The 20947-nt window shown below is 72.3% G+C and carries 22 protein-coding genes; 14 read left to right on the top strand and 8 right to left on the bottom strand.

The genetic code is table 11. The annotated features are described in order from the left end of the window. Positions 1-46: 46 nt before the first annotated feature. The 11 genes from ACWDRB_RS43140 (at position 47) to ACWDRB_RS43090 (ending at position 10720) form a co-directional block, all read left to right on the top strand. The gene (locus ACWDRB_RS43140) at positions 47-649 is read left to right on the top strand and encodes a TetR/AcrR family transcriptional regulator (protein WP_355206266.1); all 603 of its coding nucleotides are present in this window, start codon (positions 47-49) and stop codon (positions 647-649) included. A gap of 537 nt (positions 650-1186) precedes the next feature. Then, entirely contained in the window at positions 1187-2986 is a 1800-nt protein-coding gene (locus ACWDRB_RS43135; protein ID WP_449904056.1) for a right-handed parallel beta-helix repeat-containing protein, read from the top strand. After that, a complete protein-coding gene (locus tag ACWDRB_RS43130) occupies positions 2983-3372 on the top strand; it encodes a hypothetical protein (protein ID WP_449904053.1) in 390 nt (129 codons plus the stop codon). Before ACWDRB_RS43135 ends, ACWDRB_RS43130 begins: the two co-directional genes overlap by 4 nt. After that, entirely contained in the window at positions 3369-4586 is a 1218-nt protein-coding gene (locus tag ACWDRB_RS43125) for a hypothetical protein (protein ID WP_449904050.1), read from the top strand. The genes ACWDRB_RS43130 and ACWDRB_RS43125 overlap by 4 nt, the downstream gene beginning before the upstream one ends. Positions 4587-4681: 95 nt before the next feature. Then, a complete protein-coding gene (locus tag ACWDRB_RS43120; RefSeq protein WP_449904048.1) occupies positions 4682-5581 on the top strand; it encodes an ABC transporter ATP-binding protein in 900 nt (299 codons plus the stop codon). Next, a complete protein-coding gene (locus ACWDRB_RS43115) occupies positions 5578-6336 on the top strand; it encodes an ABC transporter permease subunit (protein WP_449904045.1) in 759 nt (252 codons plus the stop codon). Before ACWDRB_RS43120 ends, ACWDRB_RS43115 begins: the two co-directional genes overlap by 4 nt. A gap of 88 nt (positions 6337-6424) precedes the next feature. Next, positions 6425-7603, top strand: coding sequence for a sensor histidine kinase (locus ACWDRB_RS43110; RefSeq protein ID WP_449904043.1), 1179 nt, complete (start codon positions 6425-6427; stop codon positions 7601-7603). Further along, the gene (locus ACWDRB_RS43105) at positions 7600-8283 is read left to right on the top strand and encodes a response regulator (RefSeq protein ID WP_449904040.1); all 684 of its coding nucleotides are present in this window, start codon (positions 7600-7602) and stop codon (positions 8281-8283) included. The genes ACWDRB_RS43110 and ACWDRB_RS43105 overlap by 4 nt, the downstream gene beginning before the upstream one ends. 41 nt (positions 8284-8324) lie before the next feature. Beyond that, a complete protein-coding gene (locus ACWDRB_RS43100; protein WP_449904037.1) occupies positions 8325-8642 on the top strand; it encodes a hypothetical protein in 318 nt (105 codons plus the stop codon). Positions 8643-8803: 161 nt separating this feature from the next. After that, entirely contained in the window at positions 8804-9856 is a 1053-nt protein-coding gene (locus ACWDRB_RS43095) for a sigma-70 family RNA polymerase sigma factor (RefSeq protein WP_449904034.1), read from the top strand. Positions 9857-9919: 63 nt separating this feature from the next. Then, positions 9920-10720 (top strand): YybH family protein, encoded by an 801-nt coding sequence (locus ACWDRB_RS43090; protein WP_449904031.1) that lies wholly within the window; start codon positions 9920-9922, stop codon positions 10718-10720. Here the strand turns inward: ACWDRB_RS43090 and ACWDRB_RS43085 are convergent. Next, positions 10717-11079: a MerR family transcriptional regulator gene (locus tag ACWDRB_RS43085; RefSeq protein WP_449904028.1), complete on the bottom strand. Its 363-nt coding sequence runs from the start codon at positions 11077-11079 to the stop codon at positions 10717-10719. The genes ACWDRB_RS43090 and ACWDRB_RS43085 overlap by 4 nt on opposite strands. Positions 11080-11144: 65 nt before the next feature. Here ACWDRB_RS43085 and ACWDRB_RS43080 point away from each other — a divergent pair, with 65 nt between their 5' ends. Beyond that, on the top strand, positions 11145-11786 hold the full coding sequence (locus ACWDRB_RS43080) for an SDR family NAD(P)-dependent oxidoreductase (RefSeq protein WP_449904025.1): 642 nt from the start codon (positions 11145-11147) through the stop codon (positions 11784-11786). A gap of 81 nt (positions 11787-11867) precedes the next feature. On the opposite strand, the gene ACWDRB_RS43075 is transcribed toward ACWDRB_RS43080, so the two are convergent. The 7 genes from ACWDRB_RS43075 to ACWDRB_RS43045 all read right to left on the bottom strand — a co-directional run bounded on the left by ACWDRB_RS43075 (position 11868) and on the right by ACWDRB_RS43045 (position 17059). Further along, positions 11868-12578 carry a GNAT family N-acetyltransferase gene (locus tag ACWDRB_RS43075; protein WP_449904022.1) on the bottom strand — a complete coding sequence of 237 codons (711 nt, stop codon included), beginning with the start codon at positions 12576-12578 and terminating at the stop codon, positions 11868-11870. Between the two features lie 67 nt (positions 12579-12645). Continuing rightward, positions 12646-13716, bottom strand: a complete 1071-nt coding sequence (locus ACWDRB_RS43070) for a hypothetical protein (RefSeq protein ID WP_449904019.1) — start codon at positions 13714-13716, stop codon at positions 12646-12648. A 78-nt stretch (positions 13717-13794) separates the two neighbouring features. After that, positions 13795-14295 (bottom strand): SRPBCC family protein, encoded by a 501-nt coding sequence (locus ACWDRB_RS43065; protein ID WP_449904017.1) that lies wholly within the window; start codon positions 14293-14295, stop codon positions 13795-13797. Beyond that, positions 14292-14657 (bottom strand): metalloregulator ArsR/SmtB family transcription factor, encoded by a 366-nt coding sequence (locus tag ACWDRB_RS43060; protein ID WP_449904014.1) that lies wholly within the window; start codon positions 14655-14657, stop codon positions 14292-14294. The genes ACWDRB_RS43065 and ACWDRB_RS43060 overlap by 4 nt, the downstream gene beginning before the upstream one ends. 21 nt (positions 14658-14678) lie before the next feature. After that, on the bottom strand, positions 14679-15959 hold the full coding sequence (locus tag ACWDRB_RS43055) for an acyltransferase family protein (protein ID WP_449904011.1): 1281 nt from the start codon (positions 15957-15959) through the stop codon (positions 14679-14681). After that, positions 15952-16659 carry an alpha/beta hydrolase gene (locus ACWDRB_RS43050; RefSeq protein ID WP_449904009.1) on the bottom strand — a complete coding sequence of 236 codons (708 nt, stop codon included), beginning with the start codon at positions 16657-16659 and terminating at the stop codon, positions 15952-15954. The genes ACWDRB_RS43055 and ACWDRB_RS43050 overlap by 8 nt, the downstream gene beginning before the upstream one ends. Before the next feature lie 262 nt (positions 16660-16921). Next, the gene (locus tag ACWDRB_RS43045; protein ID WP_449904006.1) at positions 16922-17059 is read right to left on the bottom strand and encodes a hypothetical protein; all 138 of its coding nucleotides are present in this window, start codon (positions 17057-17059) and stop codon (positions 16922-16924) included. Between the two features lie 210 nt (positions 17060-17269). On the opposite strand from ACWDRB_RS43045, the gene ACWDRB_RS43040 reads away from it, so the two are divergent. Both ACWDRB_RS43040 and ACWDRB_RS43035 read left to right on the top strand, forming a co-directional pair. Then, positions 17270-19813, top strand: a complete 2544-nt coding sequence (locus ACWDRB_RS43040) for a histidine kinase (RefSeq protein WP_449904003.1) — start codon at positions 17270-17272, stop codon at positions 19811-19813. Continuing rightward, the gene (locus ACWDRB_RS43035; RefSeq protein WP_350728770.1) at positions 19810-20472 is read left to right on the top strand and encodes a response regulator transcription factor; all 663 of its coding nucleotides are present in this window, start codon (positions 19810-19812) and stop codon (positions 20470-20472) included. Before ACWDRB_RS43040 ends, ACWDRB_RS43035 begins: the two co-directional genes overlap by 4 nt. Positions 20473-20947: the final 475 nt, after the last annotated feature.

Raw genomic sequence — 20947 nt, 5'->3', positions numbered from 1 at the left:
CCCCTTCTCACAAGAACGACGCATGTAGATATACGGTGAGGCAGCGATGACGATCCAGGAATCAGGGACTGCCCGTCCGGCGGGGCGTCCGCGTAGCGAGAAGGCCGAGAAGGCGATCATCGAGGCCACCCTCGATCTGATCGGCGAGGGCATGGGCGTCTCCGATCTGTCCATCGAGGCCATCGCGTCGAGGGCGGGTGTCGGCAAGACGACGATCTATCGGCGCTGGTCCAACAAGGAGGACCTGGTCGTCGACGCCCTCGCCACGCTCAAGGCCCCGGTGCCGTCGCTCACCGGTACGTCGGTGCGTGACGACCTGATCTCCCTGCTCGACGCGATGCGCAGCGAGTCGGGTGTGGCCCGCAACCGCTGCGTGATGAAGATCGCCATGAGCGAGGCCGATCGGTATCCGCAGTTGATGGACCGGTTCATGAAGCGGGCCATCGAGCCTCGGAGGCAGGCGATGCGCGCGGTGATCGAGCGCGGCATCGCCAACGGCGAGCTCCGCGCCGACCTGGACGTCTCGATGGGCATGGCCGTTCTCACCGGCACCATGCTCTGGTTCACCAAGTGGGGTCCGGCCGGTGACCTCGACGTGGATCTCGCCGAACGCGTCGTGGACGTGGCGCTGGCGGGAATGGCCCCCTGACGGCAGACGGCGGCCACCTGCGCATGTCCCGGGCCTGTGCCGTGTCCTTCGGATGATGGCGTGAGTGCCGTTTTCGGAGGTACGGGACCTCGGGGATGATGACTCCCGGCGGGGGCGTGTTAGCGCCGCCCCCGCCGGGCTTTGCCTCAGGTGGGTTTGTGGCAACGGGGGTCCGTAGGTGTGATCGTTTTGGCCTAGGCAGAACGTGAGCATTGTTCTAATCTCGCGGCCATGCCCCCCATGCGAAAAATCGCGACAATCGTCGTGCTCACGTCAGGTCTGCTGTTATCCGGCGGCACCGCTTTCGCCCATGAGGAGCGTCCGGTGACGCTGCCTGATGGTACGGGGACGGTGCCGGTGCTGCGGTCCGGGGAGCCGGATCTGCTGGTGTGCAAGACGGATAAAGCCGACTTTGAGCGTCGAATCGCGAAATTTCCGGGGGAGCTCAAAGCCCGCAACCTAGACCTTTTCGCGAAATGTCAGCAAAAAGGGGTTAGGCACCTCCAAGAAGCCGTCGACCAGGTCGACCGCCCCGGAATGACGATCGCCATTCTCCCCGGACTCTACCGCGAGGAACCCAGCCAGCCCGCCCCCACCGGCGCCTGCGCCCAGCTCCCCGCCCGATGGTCAACGTGGGGCTACCAGATCCTCTCCTTCGAACAGCAGCGTCAGTGCCCCCACAACCAGAACCTCGTCGCCATCCTCGGCAAGAAGGACCTGCAGATCGAGGGCACCGGAGCCGATCCGCTCGACGTCGTGATCGACGCGGAGTACCGCAAGCTCAACGCCGTCCGCGCCGACCGTACCAATGGCATCTACTTCCGGAACTTCACCGCCCAGCGCACCACGTTCAACTCCCTGTACGTGCTCGAAACCGACGGTTTCGTCATCGACCGCGTCCTCACCCGCTGGAACGACGAGTACGGCTTCCTCACCTTCGCCAGCGACCACGGGCTCTACACCGACTGTGAGGCGTACGGGAACGGCGACGGCGGCCTCTACCCGGGCAGCGCCTCCAACCTCAACGACGGCCGCGGCCACGACGTCCCCAGGTACGCCATCGAGATCCGCCGCTGCAAGAGCCACGACAACGCGCTCGGCTACTCGGGCACCGCCGGCGACTCGATGTGGGTGCACGACAACGAGTTCTACGACAACATGGTCGGCGCCACGATGGACAGCCTCTGGCCCTCGCACCCCGGACTGCCGCAGAACCACGCCAAGTTCGAGAACAACAAGATCTACGACAACAATCGCGACTACTACCGCTACACCCGCGACGGCACCTGCGCCAAACCCCCGGCCGAACGCGGCTACGAGCGGGGGGTGGTGTGCTCGCAGGTGGGCGTGCCCCCGGGGACGGGCATCCTGGTCGCGGGCGGCAACTACAACGTCTTCAGGAACAACCGCGTCTGGGGCCATCGGCGGGCGGCCTTCCACCTGTTCGGGGTGCCCGCGTTCATCAGGGGCGAGAACGACCTGGCCAAGCAGGCCGACACCTCCGACTACAACCGCTACGAGGGCAACGTGTTCGGCGTGAGCCCGACGGGCGAGCGGCGGCCCAACGGGCTGGACGTGTGGTGGGACGGTCAGGGCACCGGCAACTGCTGGCAGGGGGACACGGGCGCGTCGTCGCCCGCCGTCCTGCCGGTCTGCGCCGCCACGGCGCCCGCGCTGTCGGGCGGCGCGACCCGCCTGCTGGCCGAGCCCGTGAAGCTGATCAAGCTGTACCTGTGCGCGGACTTCAGCGCCTCGCAGGCCCGCCTGCCGGCCGGGTGCGACTGGTTCGGCGCCTCGGGGCTCGGCAAGGTGGAGGCGCAGCTCGCCCTCGGCGGGTCGGCGGTGCTCGGGCTGCTGCTGGGGCTGTTCTGGTGGCGTTCGCGGCGGGGCGCGCGCCGGCACGGCGGCGACGGCCGGTCGGGGAACGGCGTGGCGCCCGCGGTGACGGCGATCGTCCGGCGCCGGCACCGGCTGGTCGTGGCCGGGAGCGTCGCCGGGGCCGCCGGGCTCGTGCTCGACGTGCTGGCGGCGGCCGTGGACAGCACGTCGCAGGCCGGGGCCGCGCTGCTGCTCATGGGGGCGTGGTGGCTCTGCCTGGGTGCGGCCCTGCGGGGCAGGCGGCCGGCGTTCGGCCTGCTCACGATCGTGGTGGGACTGCTGGCCTGCGCCGACGCCTTCGACCGGCTGGTGTACCTGATCCCTGTCGTCCCGCTGGGGCCGGGGTGGATCCGGGGGCTGCTGACCGGGCTCTGGGTGCTCTGCGCGGTCGTGGTGCTGGCGCCGCGGCGCAGGGGCACCGCGCGGGAGACGCCCGCCGAGGCCGAGGTGAGCGCGTGAGCGGGTTCGTCCGCATGGCCGGGTGCGTGCTGGCGGGCTGGCTCGTCACGGCGTGCGGGCCGCTGTCGGAGACCCACCACAATCCGGGCAACAGCCACGAGGTGGCCACGGTGGCGCCGAGCGGGCAGGCGGACGCCGTGATCACCGTCGCCCGCGGCCAGGTGAGCCCGCCGCCGGGCTGGCTGGAGGTGGCCAAGGGCCGGCAGGTCAGCATCACGGTGACCAGCGACGTCGCCGACGAGCTGCACGTTCACGGCTACGACATCGAGGCCGAGCTGCGGCCGGGGGTGCCCGCGACCGTGCGCTTCACGGCCGGCCTGACTGGGGTGTTCGAGGTGGAGACCCACAGGAGCAAGCTGGTCCTCACGCAACTGGCGGTCCGGTGACGGCGGGGGTCCTCGCGCACGGGATCGGTACGCGCGGCGACCTGCCGATCCCGCTCTTCTACGCCTACGCGGGCGCTTTCGCGGCGCTCGTCGTCTCGTTCCTGGCGCTCGGGCTGCTCTGGGCCGACTCCCGTTTCCGCGGCGACCGGGCGGGCCTGGTGATCCCATTGCGCTTGCCGGACCGCCCGGCGCGCGTGCTGACCCTTGTCCTCGCCGCCTACACGATCGGCCGGCTCGTGGCGGGTCCCGCGGACGGGAACGCAGGGCCGTACCTGGTGTATGTGCTCTTCTGGGTGGGTCTGGTCCCGGCGTCGCTGCTGTTCGGCCCGGTGTGGCGGGCGCTGAGCCCGTTCCGGCTGCTGCCCGACCGGCCCCGGCGCCCGCTCCCACGCGGGCTCGGCTACTGGCCCGCCGCCGCGGGGCTGCTCGCGTTCACCTGGACGGAGCTGGTCGCCCCCGAGCCTGCGGCCCCGCTCACGCTGCTGACCTTCTGCGCCCTGTACGCGTCCACCCAGCTCGCGGGCACCCTGGTCTACGGCCACGCCTGGCTGGAACGCGGTGACCCGTTCGAGGTGTACTCGACCCTCATCGGCCACCTGTCACCCCTCGGCAGAAAGGCGAACGGCGACCGCGTCCTGCGCAGCCCCTTCGACGGCCTCGACGCCATCCAGCCCGCCCCCGGCCTGGTCGCCACCGTCTGCGTCCTGCTCGGCGGCACCGCGTACGACGGCTTCTCCGGCACCCCAGCCTGGGTGAACGCCCTCCAGTCAGGCCCGCTCGGCCGCACCGGGCTGGGCACGCTCGGCCTGCTGGCCACCGTCGCGGGGGTGGCCCTCCTGTACGCCGCCTGCCTCGGCGCGGCCGGACTGATCGGCGGCACCAGAGGGCTGACCGCCCGCTTCGCCCACTCGCTGGTGCCGATCGCCACCGGTTATCTCATCGCCCACTACTTCTCCCTCCTGGTCATCGAGGGCCGGCACGGCCTCCTCCTGGCGCTCGGCGTGGCCGCCCAGCCCGACCCGAACGCCGTCGAACCCGCCACGATCGCCGTCGTCCAGGTGCTGGCCATCGTGATCGGCCACGTGGTGGGGGTGGTGGCCGCCCACGACCGCTCCGTCCGCCTCCTGCCGCCCGGCCGCGCGGTCGCGGGCCAGATCCCGCTGTTCGTCCTCATGGTCTGCTACACGATCGGCGGCCTGACGCTGCTGCTGTGAGCGGAACGGGCCCGACTTCCGGCGGAGATCCGGGGCCTCGGGGTTCAGCCTCTGGTCGGTCGTCCGCCGAAGGGCCCTCTTCTAGCGTCGAAGGCATGATCGAGGTACGGGAGCTCACCAAGCGGTACGGCGGCGTCACCGCCGTACGCGATCTGTCCTTCACGGTACGGCCCGGCCAGGTGACCGGGTTCCTCGGCCCCAACGGCGCGGGCAAGTCCACCACCATGCGCGTCATCCTGGGGCTGCACCGGCCCAGCGCCGGGGCCGCGACCGTCAACGGCCGGCCCTACGCCGAACACCCCGACCCGCTCCGGCAGGTCGGGGCGCTGATGGAGGTCACGCCGGCGCACGGGGGCCGCACGGCGTACCAGCACCTGCTGGCGCCGGCCCGCACGCACGGGATCGCGCCCGCCCGGGTGGTCGAGGTGCTCGAGCTGGCGGGGCTGTCCTCGGTGGCGGGGCGGCGGGTGGGCGAGTTCTCGCTGGGCATGCGGCGGCGGCTCGGGGTCGCGGCGGCGCTGCTCGGGGACCCGTCGGTGGTGATCATGGACGAGCCGGTGAACGGGCTCGACCCCGACGGGGTGCTGTGGGTGCGCACCCTGCTGCGGTCGCTGGCCGACGAGGGGCGCACCGTGCTGGTGTCCAGCCACCTGATGAGCGAGATGGCGCTGACGGCGCGGCAGCTCGTGATCATCGGCCGGGGGCGGCTGCTGGCGGAGACCTCCGTGGCCGAACTGATCGCGCGGGCCGGGACGGACGCGGTGCTGGTCCGCTGCCCGCGCGCCGCGGAGCTGCGGGATCTGCTGGTACGGCACGGAGCCTCGGTGACCACCAGTGCCGAGGCGGGCGTGCTCGAGGTGGGCGGGCTGGCCGGGGAGGCGATCAGCGCGCTGGCCGCCCGCGAGGGGCTGGCGCTGCACGAGCTGACGCCGCGGCAGGCGTCGCTGGAAGAGGCGTACATGGAGCTGACGCGGAGCGAGAGGGGGATCCGATGAGCGGGCTGACGTTCGGGAGGGTCGTGCGCGCGGAGTGGACCAAGCTGTTCGCGCTGCGCTCCACCTGGGTGGTGATGGGGGTCGTGCCACAGCTGCTGGTCGGGCTGGCGGCGCTGATCGGCTGGAACGCCTCGGGGGCCGCCGAGGCTCCGGGCGGGGTGACGCAGGCGGTCGGGGGCGGGTTCCTGGTGTTCGCGGTCGTGTTCGGCGTGTTCGGGGCGCTGGTCATGACGGGCGAGTACGGGTCCGGGCTGATCGGGGCCACGTTGGCGGCCGTGCCGCGGCGGCTGCCGGTGCTGTGGGCCAAGGCCGCGGTCCTGGTCGTGACGACCGGGCCGCTCATGGTCGTGACCTCCCTGCTTGCCTTCCTGGCCAACCAGGCGTTCGCCGCCCATCCGATCACGCTGGGGGATCCCGGGGTCGTGCGGGCGATCCTGGGGGTGTCCGCCGCGACGGTCGCGGTGGCGCTGCTGGGCCTCGCGATCGGCACGATGCTGCGGCACACCGCGGCCGCGGTGCCCGTCTACGTCGGGGTGCTGGTGCTGCTGCCGCCGGTGCTCCTCGCGGCGCTGCCCGGGGCGGTGCGGGAGACCGTGCTGCCGTACCTGCCGACGCTGGCGCTGCAGGCCATGTACCACGTGGGGGACGACGGCGTGCCCGTGCTCGGCCCGGCGGCCGGGACGGCGGTGTCCCTGGCCTGGGTCGCGGTGGCCCTGGCGGGCGCGGCCGTGCTGCTGCGCCGGCGCGATGCCTGAGCCGGAGGTGGAGGCGATGGTCGGGCCGGGGGCGGGGGTGGGCCGCCGGGTGGTGCGTGGCGCGCCGGGCGGCCCTAGCCTGGGGAGCGTGCGCCGACTTCGCGCCCTCGCCCAGCGCTACCCGAGGGTGGTGGACGCCTGCCTGGCCGGGCTCGTCGCGGCGGTGAGCGTGCCGGTGACGATGGGCGGCGGCGGCGCCCCCGGCGTGTTCGAGCCGGGCACCGGCGTCACGGGGGCCGGCTGGGTGTGGTTCGCCGCCGTGCACGTGCCGCTGGTGTGGCGGCGCAAAGCCCCCGTGCTGGTGTTCTGGGCGGTCATGGCGCTCGTGGCGGGCTGCGTGCTGGTCGGCCGCTTCACCGGCGTCTTCCTGGTCTTCGTGCCGCTCGTCGCCGTGTACGCGGTGGCCCGGCACCGCCCGGCCCGCCACCTGTGGCCCGCGGCCGGGGCGGCCGTGCTGGCCATGGGGCTCGGCCGGCTGCGTGACGACCCGGGCTGGCCGGTCATGATCGGGGTGGCCTCGCTCACGGTGGCCACGGCGCTGGCCGGGGTCGTCCTGCGGCTGCGGCGGGCGTACGTGGCGGATCGGGCCCGTCACCTGGAGCGGGAGCGCGACCAGCAGGCCCGGCTGGCGGTGGCCGCCGAACGGGCCAGGATCGCCCGAGAGGTGCACGACATCGTGGCCCACAACCTGGCCGTCATGGTCGCGCTGGCCGACGGCGCCACGTACACGGGGCCCGAACGCGCCGCGGACGCGATGGGGAAGGTCGCCGCGACGGGACGGGAGGCGCTGTCGGAGATGCGGCGGCTGGTCGGGCTGCTGCGCGAGGAGCGGGCGCCGCAGCCGGGCTTCGACGACCTCGACCGCCTCCTGGAACAGGTGCGCGCGGCCGGCCTGCGGCTGGTGGTCACCCACGAGGGCATGCCCGGCGCGTGGGGCCCGGGGGCGGGCCTGGCCGTCTACCGGATCGTCCAGGAGGCCCTGACCAACACGCTCAAGCACGCGGGTCCGGGCGCCCGCGTACGGGTCCGGCTCTCCTACACCCCGGAGGCCGCCGACCTGGAGATCCTCGACGACGGCGCGGGCCGCGCCGTGGCCCCCGACGACCGGACGGATGCGGAAATGGCACCCCAAGGGGGACACGGGCTGATGGGGATGGCCGAGCGTGCCGCCCCGTACGGCGGGCAGGTGGAGGCCGGGCCGGTGCCCGGCGCGGGATGGCGGGTGCGCGCTCGGCTCCGCTTCGACGACGGCGTGGTGGCGTCGTGACGGCCGGGGTCCTGCTGGTGGACGACCAGCCGCTGCAGCGCCTCGGCTACCGCATGGTGATCGACGCCCAGCCCGACCTGGAGGTGGTGGGGGAGGCGGGCGACGGCGCGCAGGCGGTCTCGATGACCCGGGCGCTGCGGCCGGACGTGGTGCTGATGGACGTGCGCATGCCGGTGCTCGACGGCATCGAGGCGACCAGGCGCATCGTCGGCTCGGGGTCCGCGTCGCGGGTGCTGGTCCTGACCACGTTCGACCTCGACGAGTACGTCTACGCCGCCCTGCGGGCCGGGGCCAGCGGCTTCCTCCTCAAGGACGTGCCCCCGGCGGACCTGCTCACGGGCGTACGCGCGGTCGCCGCCGGGGAGGCCATGGTGTCGCCCGCCGTCACCCGCCGCCTCATCGACGCCTTCGCCGCCCACCTGCCGGACCCGGACACCGGCCGCACGGCGGCCGACGAACTGCTGCACCGGCTCACCGAGCGCGAGCGGGACGTGCTGATGGAGGTGGCGCGGGGCCGCTCCAACGTGGAGATCGCCCAGGCTCTGACGGTCTCGGAGGCGACGGTCAAGAGCCATGTCGGCCGCATTCTCGCCAAACTCGATCTGCGTGATCGCGTGCAGATCGTGGTGCTGGCATACGAGACGGGAATCGTCCGGCGCGGCGACGGCGGAGTGCCCTGATCGGAGCGCGTGTCTACGCCGTGACCGCGAGGAGCACGGCGGTGACGTTGTCGTGCCCTCCCGCGTCCAACGCCCGCCCGCCCGCCCGCCCGACCAGCGCCCGCGCGGGTCGCGGCGTCGGCGAGCGCGGTTTCCGGCAGCGCGCCCGCCCGCAGTCGCGCCGCCAGGGTGGCCGCGCCCGTGTCGGCCGCGATGCGGGCGGCGCGCTCGGAGCGGGGCGACATGGATACGCCATCGCACACCACACCGATCGTCCACGCGCCGTCCCCGGCCAGCGCCATCGCGTCGGCGTTGACGCCGCGCCGCAGCCCGCGGTCGCTGACCCCCGCCCCGCCGCCGGTCGTGATCTCCAGATGTGAGCGGAAGGCCGGTTGGGCCTGGCCGCAGTCCCAGCAGTGGCCGTCCGGGGTCACGGTGCCGCCGCCACAGAGGGCGCAGTGTGTCGTCATCTCCCCTCAATCGTGGCAGAGCGCGGCGATCCGGGCGCGGTAGCTTGGGCGCACCGGGAGGGGGACAGGCGATGGCGGGTGAGGCGACGGCGGCGGGTGAGACGACGACGGGCGAGGCGACGACGGGCGAGGCGACGACGGGCGAGGCGACGACGGCGGCGGAGCTGCTGGCCGCGGCGCGGGGTGGGGACGACCTGGCGTTCGGGCGGCTGGTCGGGCCGCTGCGGGACGAGCTGCGGGCCCACTGCTACCGGATGCTGGGGTCCGTCCACGATGCCGAGGACGCCGTGCAGGACACGCTGGACCGCGCGTGGCGGAACCTGGCGCGGTTCGAGGACCGCGGGTCGATCAGACCGTGGCTGTACAGGATCGCGACGAACAGGGCGCTGACGCTCATCGAGAGCCGGGGCCGCCGCGAGCTGCCCGCCGACCTCGACCCGGCCGGTGGCGAGGTGGCGTGGCTGGAGCCGTACCCGGACAGTCTGATGGCCTGGACGGCGGGACTCGGACCCGAGGCGCGGGCGGTGGCCAGGGAGAGCGTGGAGCTGGCGTTCGTGGCGGCGCTGCAGCACCTGTCGGCCGTGCAGCGGGCCGTGCTGCTGCTGCGCGACGTCCTCGGGTACGCCGCCCGCGAGGTCGCCGACCTGCTGGACACCACGGTCGCGGCGGTCAACAGCGCTCTCCAGCGGGCCAGGAAGAACCTCCCCGAGCTGCTTCCCCCGAGCACCCAGCGGCAGACCCTCGGCGAGCTGGGCGAGGCGGGGAGCCGGGAGCTGGCCCGCAGGTACGCGGCCGCCTGGGAGGCCGGGGACGTGGACGCCATCGTGGCCATGCTGGCTGAGGACGCGAAGTACTCGATGCCGCCGCTGGCGGCCTGGTTCGAGGGGCGCGACGGCATCCGCGGGTTCCTGCTCGGCGGGCCGCTCAAGGAGCGCTGGCGGATGCTGCCCGCGCGGGCCAACGGGCAGCTGGCGTTCGGCACGTACATGTGGGACCAGAAGCGGGCGGCCTACCTCCCGGCCGGGCTGGACCTGCTGGTGGTGCGGGGCGGTCAGGTGGCGGAGGTGGTGTCGTTCCTGGAGGCCGATTTCGCCGGTTTCGGCCTTCCCGAGGAAGTGCGATGAGTTTCGGGATCCGCCCGGGTTGTACGTCCGGAACGAAGGTATCGACCCGGAAGGACCCCACCCATGTCCACGAACGAAGACCAGATCCGCGACCTCGTCCTGCGCTGGGCCGAGGCGGTGCACCGCGGCGACCTGGAGACGGTCCTCGCGGACCACGCGGCGGACATCGTGATGTTCGACGTGCCGGAGGACGTTCGCGGCATCGAGGCGTACGAGAAGGCCTGGCCGCCGTTCTTCGAGTGGCAGGCGCGGGGGGCGGCGTTCGAGATCGAGTCGCTGGACGTCGTCGCCGGTGACGGCGTCGCCTTCGCGTACGCGCTGCTGCGGTGCGGCATGCCCGCCGACGACCGGCGGCTGCGGCTGACGCTCGGCCTGCGCGAGGAGGGCGGCCGGTGGGTCGTCGCGCACGAGCACCACTCGTTCCCGATCGCCGACGACGGGGTGGCCGTGCGGGAGGTGCGCGGGGTGCACGAGCGGTGGTACGCGGGCACCGCGGCCAAGGACCTGGACGGCATGATGGCCGCCATCGCCGACGACGTCGTGTCGTACGAGCACGACGTGCCGCTCGAGTACGTGGGCGTCGAAGCGGTGCGGGAGGTCTGCGCGCGCGGCCTCGACGAGGGCCCCGACGTCCGCTTCGACATGCCTGAGCTGAGGGTCATGGCCCGGGAGGACCTCGCGGTCGCGTGGGGGCTGAACCGGGTGCGCGTCGGCGGGGGCGGTGAGACGTGGTCGCGGGGGACGCGGGTGTTCGAGCGGCGCGACGGCTCCTGGGTGATGATCCACCAGCACGTCTCCTACCCGTACGACCCGGCCACGGGCGAGGCGCGAACCGACCTGCGCCCCGGGCCTGCCCGGCGCTAGGCGGGCGGCAGGACGGTGGCGAGCATGGTGTCGAGGGCGCGCTGGGACGTCTGCAGCCGCTCGATCGTCCCGGCGATGCGCTCGCGCTCTTTCCGCAGGTTGTTCACCATGCCCGGGCATGGCGTCGGCACCATCCCGTCACCGTCGTCGTGGACGCAGGGGAGCAGGAGGGCGATGACGGTCGTCGGGAGCCCGGCGGCGAGCATCGTACGGATGTGGCGCACCGACGCAACGTCCGGCTCGCCGTACTCGCGGTAGCCGTTGGGCAGCCGCACCGGCCGCAGCAGCCCCTGCTCCTCGTAGTAGCGCAGCAGCCGCCTGCTCACCCCGGTGCGGCGGGCCAGCTCTCCGATCTTCATATGCTCCTTGACCTTCACATCGATGTGACGCCTTAGCTTCCGATCACAACAACGGAAAGGAGCCGATGATGCCTGGAGTTGTGATCATCGGAGCGGGGCCGGGGATCGGCCGGTCCGTCGCCCGCCGGTTCGCGCGGGAGGGGCTGCCGGTCGTGCTCGTCTCGCGTACCGGCACGACGCTCGACCTGGACGGGGTGCTCGCGTACAAGGCCGACAGCGCCGACGAGGACCAGCTCAGGGCGGCCCTCGACGCGGCCGCCGCCGAGCTGGGCACGCCGGACGCCGTGGTCTACAACGCCGCGATCATCCGGCCGGACGCGCCGGGCGAGGCGAGCGTGCGGGCCCAGCTGGACGCCTGGGCCGTGAACGTGGTGGGGGCGCTCGTCGCGGCCGCGCACGTGGCGCCCGCGATGGCCCGGCGCGGCAGCGGGTCGTTCCTCATCACCGGGGGGATGCCCGAGCCCAAGGCCCGGTACGTCAGCCTCTCGCTCGGCAAGGCGGGCGTGCGGACGCTGGTTGCGCTGCTCGATCAGGAGTACGGGCCCTCGGGGGTGCACGTGGCCAGCGTCACCGTGGCCGGACCGGTCGCGCCCGGCACGGCCTTCGACCCCGACGACATCGCCGAACACTACTGGCGCCTGCACACCCAGCCTCGGGAACGGTGGGAACGGGAAGTCCTCCACGACGGCACGGCATCACGTCCGTGAGGCTGTCGAGCCGCAGGAGCCAGCGGCATCAGGCTGCCGAGCTGCGGGATGTGAGTTTCCAGAGCAGGCGGCGGTACGGCATCACGTCGGTGAGGCTGTCGAGTCGCGAGGCGTGAGTTTCCAGAGCCGGCCGATCGCGTCGAGCCCGAGCCGTCCGGCCACCCGCTGGGAGGAGTGGTTGTCGGCACTGGTGCTGTAGAACAGGCGGATGCCCGGCAGCAGGCCGGCCCACGCGGCAGTGGTCGCCGCCGCGTACCCGCGGCCCCGGAAGGCGGGCGAGGTCCAGGTGCCCGCCTCGGCCCCCTCGGGGGTCAGCCGGGCGCTGTGGCAGATCGCGGCCACCTGTCCGTCCTCGACAATCATCGCCCAGGGCGCGCCCGCGCCGCCGGCGAGGAGCTCGTCCCACTCCGCGGGCTCCCAATTTGCTGGGCGCAGCGGTCTCAGGCGTGCGGCGTGGGACGGGTCGTCCGACCTGATGACCTCGGCGGGCGCCTCGAACCTGAGCGGCGGACGCACCAGATAGCACGGCCCTCCGGACACCGCCCGCCCGCCGCCCAGCAGGGCGTCACACCGCGCCAGGATGTCAGGCGGGTGGCCGGGGGACGACGGGACGCCTTGGGAGACGAGGTCGAGAAGCTGCGTGGCGACCGGGTCGGGCACGTCGGCGCGGACCGCGGCGGTCATGCCGTCGGCCGCCACGCCGATCACCAGCTCCTCAGGCCCCGGCAGACGGCCTCGGTCGTCGAGATGCCAGATGACGCCGAGCTCGACGCGGAGCAGATCGACGCTCATGACTCCTCCGGCCCTGGCAGGCAGCCTCGGCCGTCGAGGCACCAGACGACAGCGAGCAGGTCGACGGTCATGATTCCACCAGTGTGAACGCGGCGCTGGCCGCCACCCTGCCGTTGACGATCACGTCGAGCTCCCGGGTGCCCGGAGGCTCGTCGCGGGTGGTGACCGGGCGGAAGGAATGGCTCTTGCGCACGGTGAACGTCGTGCCCGGACCCTCCGCCTCCCGCCGGCCAAGGTGGAACACCCGGCGCGAGCCCGCCCGCCGGATCGCGTACTTGAGCAGCACAGGACCCGGCGTGCCCGACGTGACCGTGACGGCGAAGGCCAGCCTGCCGCCGACGGCCACCGTGTCGGAATCGAGGGCCAGCAGGTCGACCGCGCCGCTGCCCGGGGTGGCGCCCACCAGCGCCAGCGCCTCGGGATGGCCGGAGCGCAGCAGCCCGCGTACGGCGTGCCGCAGCACCTTCTCCACGTGCGACCCGCCGTCGGAACGCCATCGGGCCAGCAGCTCCAGCGCCACCTCCGGATGGTCCTTGGCCAGGTCGTTGACGTGGTTGGCGACCGAGCGGCGGACGTATTCGCTCGGGTCGTCGCGCAACCGGTCGAGCAGGGGCAGGGTCGGCCCCGGCGCCATCAGCCAGCGCACCCGGGCGCCCCACGGCAGCCGCGGGCGCGACCCCTCGGAGGCCAGACGGCGCAGATGCTCGTCGGGGGACTCCGCCCAGCCGTACATGATCTTGAGCGCGTCGTCGTGGTAACGCTCCAGGTAGGGCCGTACGGCGAACTCGCCCGTCGCGTACGGCGTGAGCACGGCCAGCGTGCCCATCCCCGCCTCCAGGTGGTCGAGCCCCTGGACGGCCGTGTGATCGGTGGCCGGCCAGCCGCTCCACATGTCCAGCGCGACCCGCGAGGCGCACTCGCGCACGACCTCGGCGGCCTGCGGGTAGGGCAGCGGCAGCGCGTCGTGCAGGGCCGCGGCGACATGCCGTACACGGTCCTTGAGCTCGAAGCCCTCCAGCCCTGTCAGGGCGCGCGCGGTGAAAGCGGCCCGTGGGAACGGCGCCCAGGCGGCGGCCAGCCCGTCGGCCAGCACGGATATGGACTCGGCGTTGATCATGTCCTTGAGCGGTTGAGGCACGCGCCCACTGTGCCAGCCGCCACCGACAATCCGTCAGCCCTGCCGGGAGGCATTCCCCCAGCCCTGTCGGGACAGTCCTCAGCCCTGTCGGGACAGCCCGAGGAAGTAGGGCCGCATCGAGGGATAGTAGTCGTCGAAGTCCGGCGTGGGGGAGCCGTCGCGGGAGGCCACGAGCATGTCGAGGTAGTACTCCCAGCCGGGGCCGACCTCGCCGATCGCGTCCTCGGTGTCGAGATGGTGGACGAACCGCAGCTCCGTCGTGCCGTCGCGCTCCTCCAGCAGCAGCTCGACCCGCCAGGCCCCGAACTCGTCCAGCGCGGACAGGGCCAGCCGCCTCGGCGGTTCGCATGCCTCGATGCGCATCTCGGACCAGGGGGCCTGCTCCTCGTACACCAGCCGCACCTTGATCGTCTGGCCGGGCGCGCCGTGACCCTCCCACGGGCCGAACCAGCGGGCGGTGCGGTCGGGTTCGGTGATGCTGGCCCACACGTCCTCGGCGGGCGCGCGGAACGTCCGGCTGAGAACGAGGTCGCTCCCCTCGCTCGTCCCGAACAACCGGCCGGTGGGGATACGGTTCATGCTGATTCTTCCTCTCTGCTGCTCTTGCTCTCGGTGGTCGGGCGGCGCTCGCGGCGGGTCCGGTAGACCTCGGTCTCCAGCGCGTCCAGGCGGTGCTCCCACCCCGAGGGTCGGCCGAACTGGGCGAGCCAGGTGATGAGCTCGTCGAACTGCTCGGGTTCGAGCGCGTAGAAGCGCTGCCTGCCGATCAGCTCCGCGCGAACCAGCCCGCTCTCCCTGAGCACCCGCAGATGCCTGCTCACGGCGGGCCGGCTGATGGCGAACCGCTCGGCGACCTCCCCGGCGGACAGTCGCCCGTCCCTGAGCATCTCCAAAATCTGCCGCCGCACCGGGTCCGCGATCGCCCCTGCCACCTCGTCCACGGTTAAAGCGTAACCTACTGGTTACGCGTTCGCCAAGCTCGTCTTTCTGGACGGCGCCCGCTCGCGAGCGTGGAACGCGACCCAGCACACCGCCAGCGCCAGCCCGAACACCGGCACCCAGCCCAGCCGGGCCAGCACCCACTCGGGCCCGTCGGGCACCGTGTGCAGGCCGGGGAGGGCTTCGCCCGCGAGCAGCCCGAGCGCTGTGACCAGGATCATCGCGCTCTGGTGCCACAGGAAGATCGTCATCGCGGACAGGTTCACCAGCGCCACCGCCGCCCACACGGCCGGCCGCCGCAGCACCCGGCGCAGCGGGCCGAGCAGGAGCAGGGCCGCCCCGCACTGGGCCAGGCCGAAGGAGACGGCCGCGAGCGTGGGCGGGTCGAGGTTGGAGACGGCGGCGCCGGGCACCCCGACCATGGACGCCGGATACCCCGCCCCGACCACCAGCCCCACCGCTCCCACCGCCCCGCCGACCAACAACACCCACCCGGCGGTACGACTCCGCAGCGCCCCGCGTGCCCAGGCCGCACCCAGGCAGTACGGCACCAGCCACCCGGCCACGACGTTCACGGAACCGAGCGACTCGCTCAGTCCGTGGGACTCCAGCCACCCGGCCAGGACCTTTATGGATCCGAGCGAGTCGCTCAGCCCGAGGGACGCCGGCCAGCCAGCGAGCACGCTGACGGCGCCGACCCACGAGGACCCGCCCACGCCGTACCGGACCAGATCGATCACCGCGACGGTCACCAGCGGCCACATCGGGTGTAACCGGGCCACCAGGGGAGTCGCCGCCGTCAGCACCGCGAACACCACCAGGAACCACATCGGCGACAGCACCAGCTTGACCAGCCTGGCCACGGTCACGGTGTCGGCTCCTGCGGCCAGCATCCCGGCCACCGTCACGCTCCATACCGCCAGCACGACGCCGACCGGCCGGAACAGCCGCGCCAGCCGGGCGCCCAGCCACTGCCGGTACGTCCCGGCCGCCGCGCCCAGGCTCCTCGCCGCCGCGTACCCGCCCACGAGGAAGAACACCGCCAGCGTCTGGAACAGCCAGGTCGCGGGGGCCAGCTGCGGCATGTACCGCAGCGGGCTGGCCACCCGTATCGCGCCGCTGTCGAGCACCAGCGCCGTCACCAGCCAGTGCCCGAGCACGACACCACCGATGGCCCCTGCCCGGAGAGCGTCGATGGCGCGGTCACGATCGGGCGGGGTGGCACGCTCGACCCGCCGCACGAGGTCACGCAACGGCGCGAGGGCCCGGTACCGCCAGGGTCGCGCGCGAGCGGGGTCACGCATGACGGCCCACCTCGCGGACGGCCTGCCCGGTGACGATCCTGGCGATGTTCTCCAACGCCGGCGAACCGGACCTGAGATAGTCGCTGTGCCCACCGCCGCCCGCCGCGAAGACATGGGCACCGAACTTCGGGGACACCGGATCGGTGCCGAACCCGGCAGTGAGGAAGGGCAGACGGAGCCGTACGTTCGGGATGCGCGCGACCCAGTCCCCGCCGCCCCGGCCGGCCCAGACGGTGGCCCTCGTCCGCAGGGCGGCGACGTCGGGCGCGATCACGCCGGGGCTCCCGTACAGGACGATGTTGCCGACATCCAGCCCGGGCGCGGCCCGCGCGCACACCACGGAACCATACGAGTGACACAGCAGCGAGATCGCGGCGGCAGGCTTGGCGGCGGCGAGCTCCCGTACGAACGCCCGCAGCCCGGGGACGGCCCCATCGGCCCAGCCGGCCGACATCGCGGCCAGACTGACGGTGCTCGGGGTCCGGTATCCGAGCCATGCGATGACGGCGGCCCGCTCCCCGAGCGCCTCCCGCAGCCGCATGGCTCCGCCGCGAAGGAGTCCGTACTTGTCGAGATTGGTGTCGGAGCCGGGGACCAGCACGGCGATCCTGCCGGCAGTCGCCAGATCGCCGAACACCTCGACGGCCCGGCCGCCATCACGCCCGTCGAAGGCCAGGAACCGGCGGGACGCATCCGCCATGTCCCGCAACATCGCAGCCCGCCACAGATGCCCATACCGGACCGCCATCCGCTCAGCCGCCCGGATGTCCTCCCTGCTCGCGGCATAGCGCCGCGCAAGGGCAGCGGGAGCGGCGCTCCGGAGCGGCTCGAGATGATCGGGTGCGGGCGCCGCCACGGCCCCCGGCCACGCCGCCCCCGAAACCGGCACGCCCATGGCGACGGTGACAAACGCGCCAACCAGAAAACGCCACCGACTCCGTCCCCGAAGCGCTCCCCCCTCCCTAGCCCTCAGCCACCTCCTCCCACACCCCCACGCAATCCGGGCGTACCACGCCGCCAGCTTCGCGTTGAACGGTGTTTGCCTGTCCGACCAGCCCGCCGGCCTCGAGCACCACCACGTCCGCCTGGCTGACCACCATGGCGGCCTTGCTTGTGTCGCCCGGCCGGCTCGGGTCGCGGTCCCGCTACATGGGACTTCTTCATGGACTTCGATCACCCAGGCGACGCTGCCGCACCCGACATCCCCGCCACATCGAACCCACGACCGCATTCCAACGACCCAGGGTGGACCCAAGATGTACGACCGTGGTCCGATGCCCCGCCCAACATCACGCAGCTACCATCGGCCCATGCAGGTCACCCCACCCCTCCCGCTCCTGAGGCGGGTGCCGTCCGGCCTCTGGACGGCACTGGCCTGGTGTGCGGGCCTGGCGCTCACGTTCCTGATGCGCGTCAGGCTGCCAGGTGAGGCGGAGCCCGCCTACAGTCCAGGTGCGTTGCTCTACCGCTGGGACGGCCTGTCGTTCCTGATCGTGGCCACCGCGCTGGTCGTGGCGGGCAGCATCCTGCTGGACCGCCGCCCACTCCCGGCCCTGACCCTGCTGCTGGCCGCCTCCGCCGTGGCGTGCATGCCCCTGGGCGTAGCAGAGATCCCTGCGGCCCAGTTCCTGGCAGTCGACGCCGCCCTTTACTTCATCGCGGCCACCGCCCCACGCCGTACGAGCATCGCCGCCATCACCATGGCGCTCATCACGCTGGCGGGCTATCTAGGGACGCGGCTGCTCTTCGGCTGGGTCGTCGGGACCTCGGCGGAGCTCGCCGTGGCCATGACGGCCGTCATCGCCTGGCTGGTCGGCCGCTCGGTGCACCAGGCCCATGACCACGCCGAGAGCCTGCGCATCCAGGCCACCACCCAAGCCATCACCAGCGAACGCCTCCGGATCGCCCGCGAGCTCCACGACATGGTCGCGCACAGCATCGGCATCATCGCCCTGCAGGCGGGTGCCGCCCGGCGAGTGATCGACACTCAGCCCGTACGCGCCCGCGAAGCGCTGGGCGAGATCGAGACGGTCGGCCGCGAGACACTGTCCGGCCTACGCCGGATGCTGGGCGCCCTCCGCCACCCCGAGCCACCCCACCCACGAGAAACGACACCCACCACTCACCCCAATTCAGCCCAGCCATCGCAGAGCGAGTCGTCCGCCCGCTCCGCACCGGTCGACCAGCAACCCGGCACGCTGCCCATTCCAGCCCAGCCACCGCAGAGCGAGCCGTTCGGCCACTCCATGCCGGTCGACCAGCAACCGGGCGCGCTGCCCGATCGGCTCGCACCGACCGAGCAGCGACCGGACGCGTCGTCCAGCCGATCCGCGCCGGTCGAAGCAGGGCCCACCCAGCGCACGCCGGTTGAGCCGGGGTCGGGTGCTCCGTTCAGTGGGCCTGCGGTGATTGAGGAGGGGTTCGGTCGGTGCGCGCCTGCTGAGCTGGGGTCGGGTGCTCCATTCGGTGTATCCGCGTTGGTTGAGGAGGGGTTCGGCCCTTATGCGCCGGTGGAACTGAGGTCGGGTGTGCCCCTCGACCGGCCTGCAGTGGCCGGGCCGGTTGAGAAGGGGGCAGGTCGGTGTGCGCCGATTGAATCGGGGCCGGATGGGTCTTTCGGCGGGTTTGCGTCGGCTGAGGAGGGCCCGGATGTGGCGCTCGGCCCGCCTGCGCAGGTCGAGCAGGGGCAGGATGCATTGGCCGGGTGGAGCCAGCAGGGGTTGCTCAGCCCGCGGGGGTCGTTCAGCCCGCAGGGGTCGCTCAGTCAGCACGGGTCGCTCAGCCAGCACGCGTCGGTCGAGCTGCCACAGCGGACGCGGTCCGATTACCCCGAATCGGGCCAGGTGCCGCCGACTGTGCCTCCCGGTCAACCCGAATCTGGCCCCGCACCTTCGACAGCCCCGCTCGGCTCCGGCCTGGCCCCGCTTGACTCGGGCCTGGCGCCGCTCGACTTGGGCCCTGCCCGGTTTGACCCGGGCCTCGCCCCGACTGGGCTGGCCGACCTGGAGCGGCTTGCCGCGACGACGACGGCCGCCGGTGTTCAGGTCCAGGTGCGCTGGCGGGGTGTACGGCGTTCGCTCCCTCCGGAGATCGACATGTCCGCCTACCGCATCGTCCAGGAGGCGGTCACCAACGTCACCCGCCATGCCGAGCACCCCTCGTGCCAGGTGACCATCGACTTCGGTGATGAGGAACTGGCCATCGAGGTCATCGACCCCGCACCCAGCCCTCACCCCAGCCTTGCCCCGGACCCTAGTCTGGCTCTTTCCTCGGGCACCATCCGGGCTCTTCCTGCGGACCCCATCCCGGTCCTTCCCTCGGGTCCCAGTCTGGTTCTTTCCTCGGACCGTAGTCCGGCTCTTTCCTCGGACTCCAGTTCGGATCTTTCCGCGGGCTCGAGTTCAGGTCTTTCTTCGGGCCGCAGTCTGGCCTTTGCCTCGGACTCTGGTGCGGGCGTTTCCTTGGGCCGTGGTCCGGGTCCTTCCTTGGACCCCGGTTCGGGTTCTTCCCCGGACCCCAGCCGGGGCGTTGCCGCAGCTCCCGCTCACGATCTCAACTCCGCCGTCGACCCCGCTTCCCCCTTCGGTCCCAGTTCCGACGCCAGCCTCAGTCCGGGCCCCGGTCCTGGTCTCGGTGCTGTCACTGCCCACAGCTCCGGCTCTGGTGCTGGGCGTGGTTTTGGGTTTGGGGGTGGCCGGGGGCCAGGTCGGGGGCGTAAGGCGGGGGTTGGGTATGGTCTGGTCGGGATGCGTGAACGAGTGGCTCTGCTGCATGGCGTCTTCTCTGCCGGGCCACGTCAGGAAGGCGGGTTTCGGGTGGTGGCACGCTTGCCCGCACCGGCGCGGGTGCGATGAACGTCCGTGTCCTGCTGGCCGACGACCAGCCGCTCATTCGGACCGCCCTGCAGATGGTCATCACCGACGCGCCGGATCTCGAGCTCGTCGGCGAGGCGGGAACGGGTACGGAGGCGGTTCGCCAGACCGAGGAACTGCGGCCCGATGTCGTGGTGATGGACATCCGCATGCCTGGCATGGACGGCATCGAGGCCACCCGCTTGATCACGGCCGGCCCCACCGATGCCCGCGTCATCGTCCTGACGACGTTCGACGAGGACGATTACGTGTACGGGGCGTTGCGGTCCGGGGCGTCCGGGTTTCTCGTCAAGGACATGGCGCTTGATGACATTCTTGCGGCGATTCGCGTGGTCGCTGCGGGAGATGCCCTGATCGCGCCTAGTGTCACCCGTCGGCTGATCGAGGAGTTCGCTGCTCGCCCTCAGCCCGGTCCGCGCCATCGGTCCCTCGACGGCATCACCGATCGGGAACGCGAGGTGCTGACCCTCATCGCTCGTGGGCTGTCCAACACGGAGATCGCCACCGACCTGGTTCTGAGCGTTGCCACGATCAAGGCGTACGTGACGAGGCTGCTGACCAAGCTGCACGCCCGTGATCGCGTTCAGCTCGTCATCATCGCCTACGAGGCGGGCCTGGTGTCAGCGTCCCGCGACGGATAGGTCGCTTTGCGACGCGGAGCCCTTCGCGGGTGACGTAGTTTCCGGCAGGTGTCTGGCGAGAGGCTTTCCCTCGCGTGGGGGAGGTCTGTCGGCGGGGATCGGTTGGATCTGCCGGGAGAGGTCTGCTGGAGGGGGTCGTCGGAGGGCTGTCGGCCGAGAGGGTCGCTGGAGGTGGTCGGGCGAGGGGCTGCCGGAGCGATGAGCAGGGGCATCGGACCGACAAGGCCGGACCGGATACTTGCGGGCGAGAGGGACTCCGGGCGGGAGGAACCCCGCCCCCGCATCCCCGGACCCCGGACGCCGGAGGACGGACTACGGACCACGGGTCCCGGACCACGGGCTGCGGACCACGGGCCCCGGGTCCCGGACGACGGGCCGCGGAGCACGGAGCACGGAGCACGGAGCACGGAGCACGGAGCACGGAGCACGGAGCACGGAGCACGGAGCACGGAGCACGGAGCACGGAGCACGGAGC

It is taken from the genome of Nonomuraea sp. NPDC003707 (genome assembly GCF_053587055.1).
This window is presented reverse-complemented; position numbering and strand designations above follow the sequence as displayed.

What these genes read in the sequence shown, in the direction of transcription:
- ACWDRB_RS43140 (WP_355206266.1), top strand. Translation starts at nt 47, where the DNA reads ATGACGATCCAGGAATCAGGGACTGCCCGTCCGGCGGGGCGTCCGCGT.
- ACWDRB_RS43135 (WP_449904056.1), top strand. Translation starts at nt 1,187, where the DNA reads ATGACGATCGCCATTCTCCCCGGACTCTACCGCGAGGAACCCAGCCAG.
- ACWDRB_RS43120 (WP_449904048.1), top strand. Translation starts at nt 4,682, where the DNA reads ATGATCGAGGTACGGGAGCTCACCAAGCGGTACGGCGGCGTCACCGCC.
- ACWDRB_RS43115 (WP_449904045.1), top strand. Translation starts at nt 5,578, where the DNA reads ATGAGCGGGCTGACGTTCGGGAGGGTCGTGCGCGCGGAGTGGACCAAG.
- ACWDRB_RS43095 (WP_449904034.1), top strand. Translation starts at nt 8,804, where the DNA reads ATGGCGGGTGAGGCGACGGCGGCGGGTGAGACGACGACGGGCGAGGCG.
- ACWDRB_RS43090 (WP_449904031.1), top strand. Translation starts at nt 9,920, where the DNA reads ATGTCCACGAACGAAGACCAGATCCGCGACCTCGTCCTGCGCTGGGCC.
- ACWDRB_RS43085 (WP_449904028.1), bottom strand. Translation starts at nt 11,079, where the DNA reads ATGAAGATCGGAGAGCTGGCCCGCCGCACCGGGGTGAGCAGGCGGCTG.
- ACWDRB_RS43080 (WP_449904025.1), top strand. Translation starts at nt 11,145, where the DNA reads ATGATGCCTGGAGTTGTGATCATCGGAGCGGGGCCGGGGATCGGCCGG.
- ACWDRB_RS43075 (WP_449904022.1), bottom strand. Translation starts at nt 12,578, where the DNA reads ATGAGCGTCGATCTGCTCCGCGTCGAGCTCGGCGTCATCTGGCATCTC.
- ACWDRB_RS43065 (WP_449904017.1), bottom strand. Translation starts at nt 14,295, where the DNA reads ATGAACCGTATCCCCACCGGCCGGTTGTTCGGGACGAGCGAGGGGAGC.
- ACWDRB_RS43055 (WP_449904011.1), bottom strand. Translation starts at nt 15,959, where the DNA reads ATGCGTGACCCCGCTCGCGCGCGACCCTGGCGGTACCGGGCCCTCGCG.
- ACWDRB_RS43050 (WP_449904009.1), bottom strand. Translation starts at nt 16,659, where the DNA reads ATGGCGGATGCGTCCCGCCGGTTCCTGGCCTTCGACGGGCGTGATGGC.
- ACWDRB_RS43045 (WP_449904006.1), bottom strand. Translation starts at nt 17,059, where the DNA reads ATGGTGGTCAGCCAGGCGGACGTGGTGGTGCTCGAGGCCGGCGGGCTG.
- ACWDRB_RS43040 (WP_449904003.1), top strand. Translation starts at nt 17,270, where the DNA reads ATGCAGGTCACCCCACCCCTCCCGCTCCTGAGGCGGGTGCCGTCCGGC.
- ACWDRB_RS43035 (WP_350728770.1), top strand. Translation starts at nt 19,810, where the DNA reads ATGAACGTCCGTGTCCTGCTGGCCGACGACCAGCCGCTCATTCGGACC.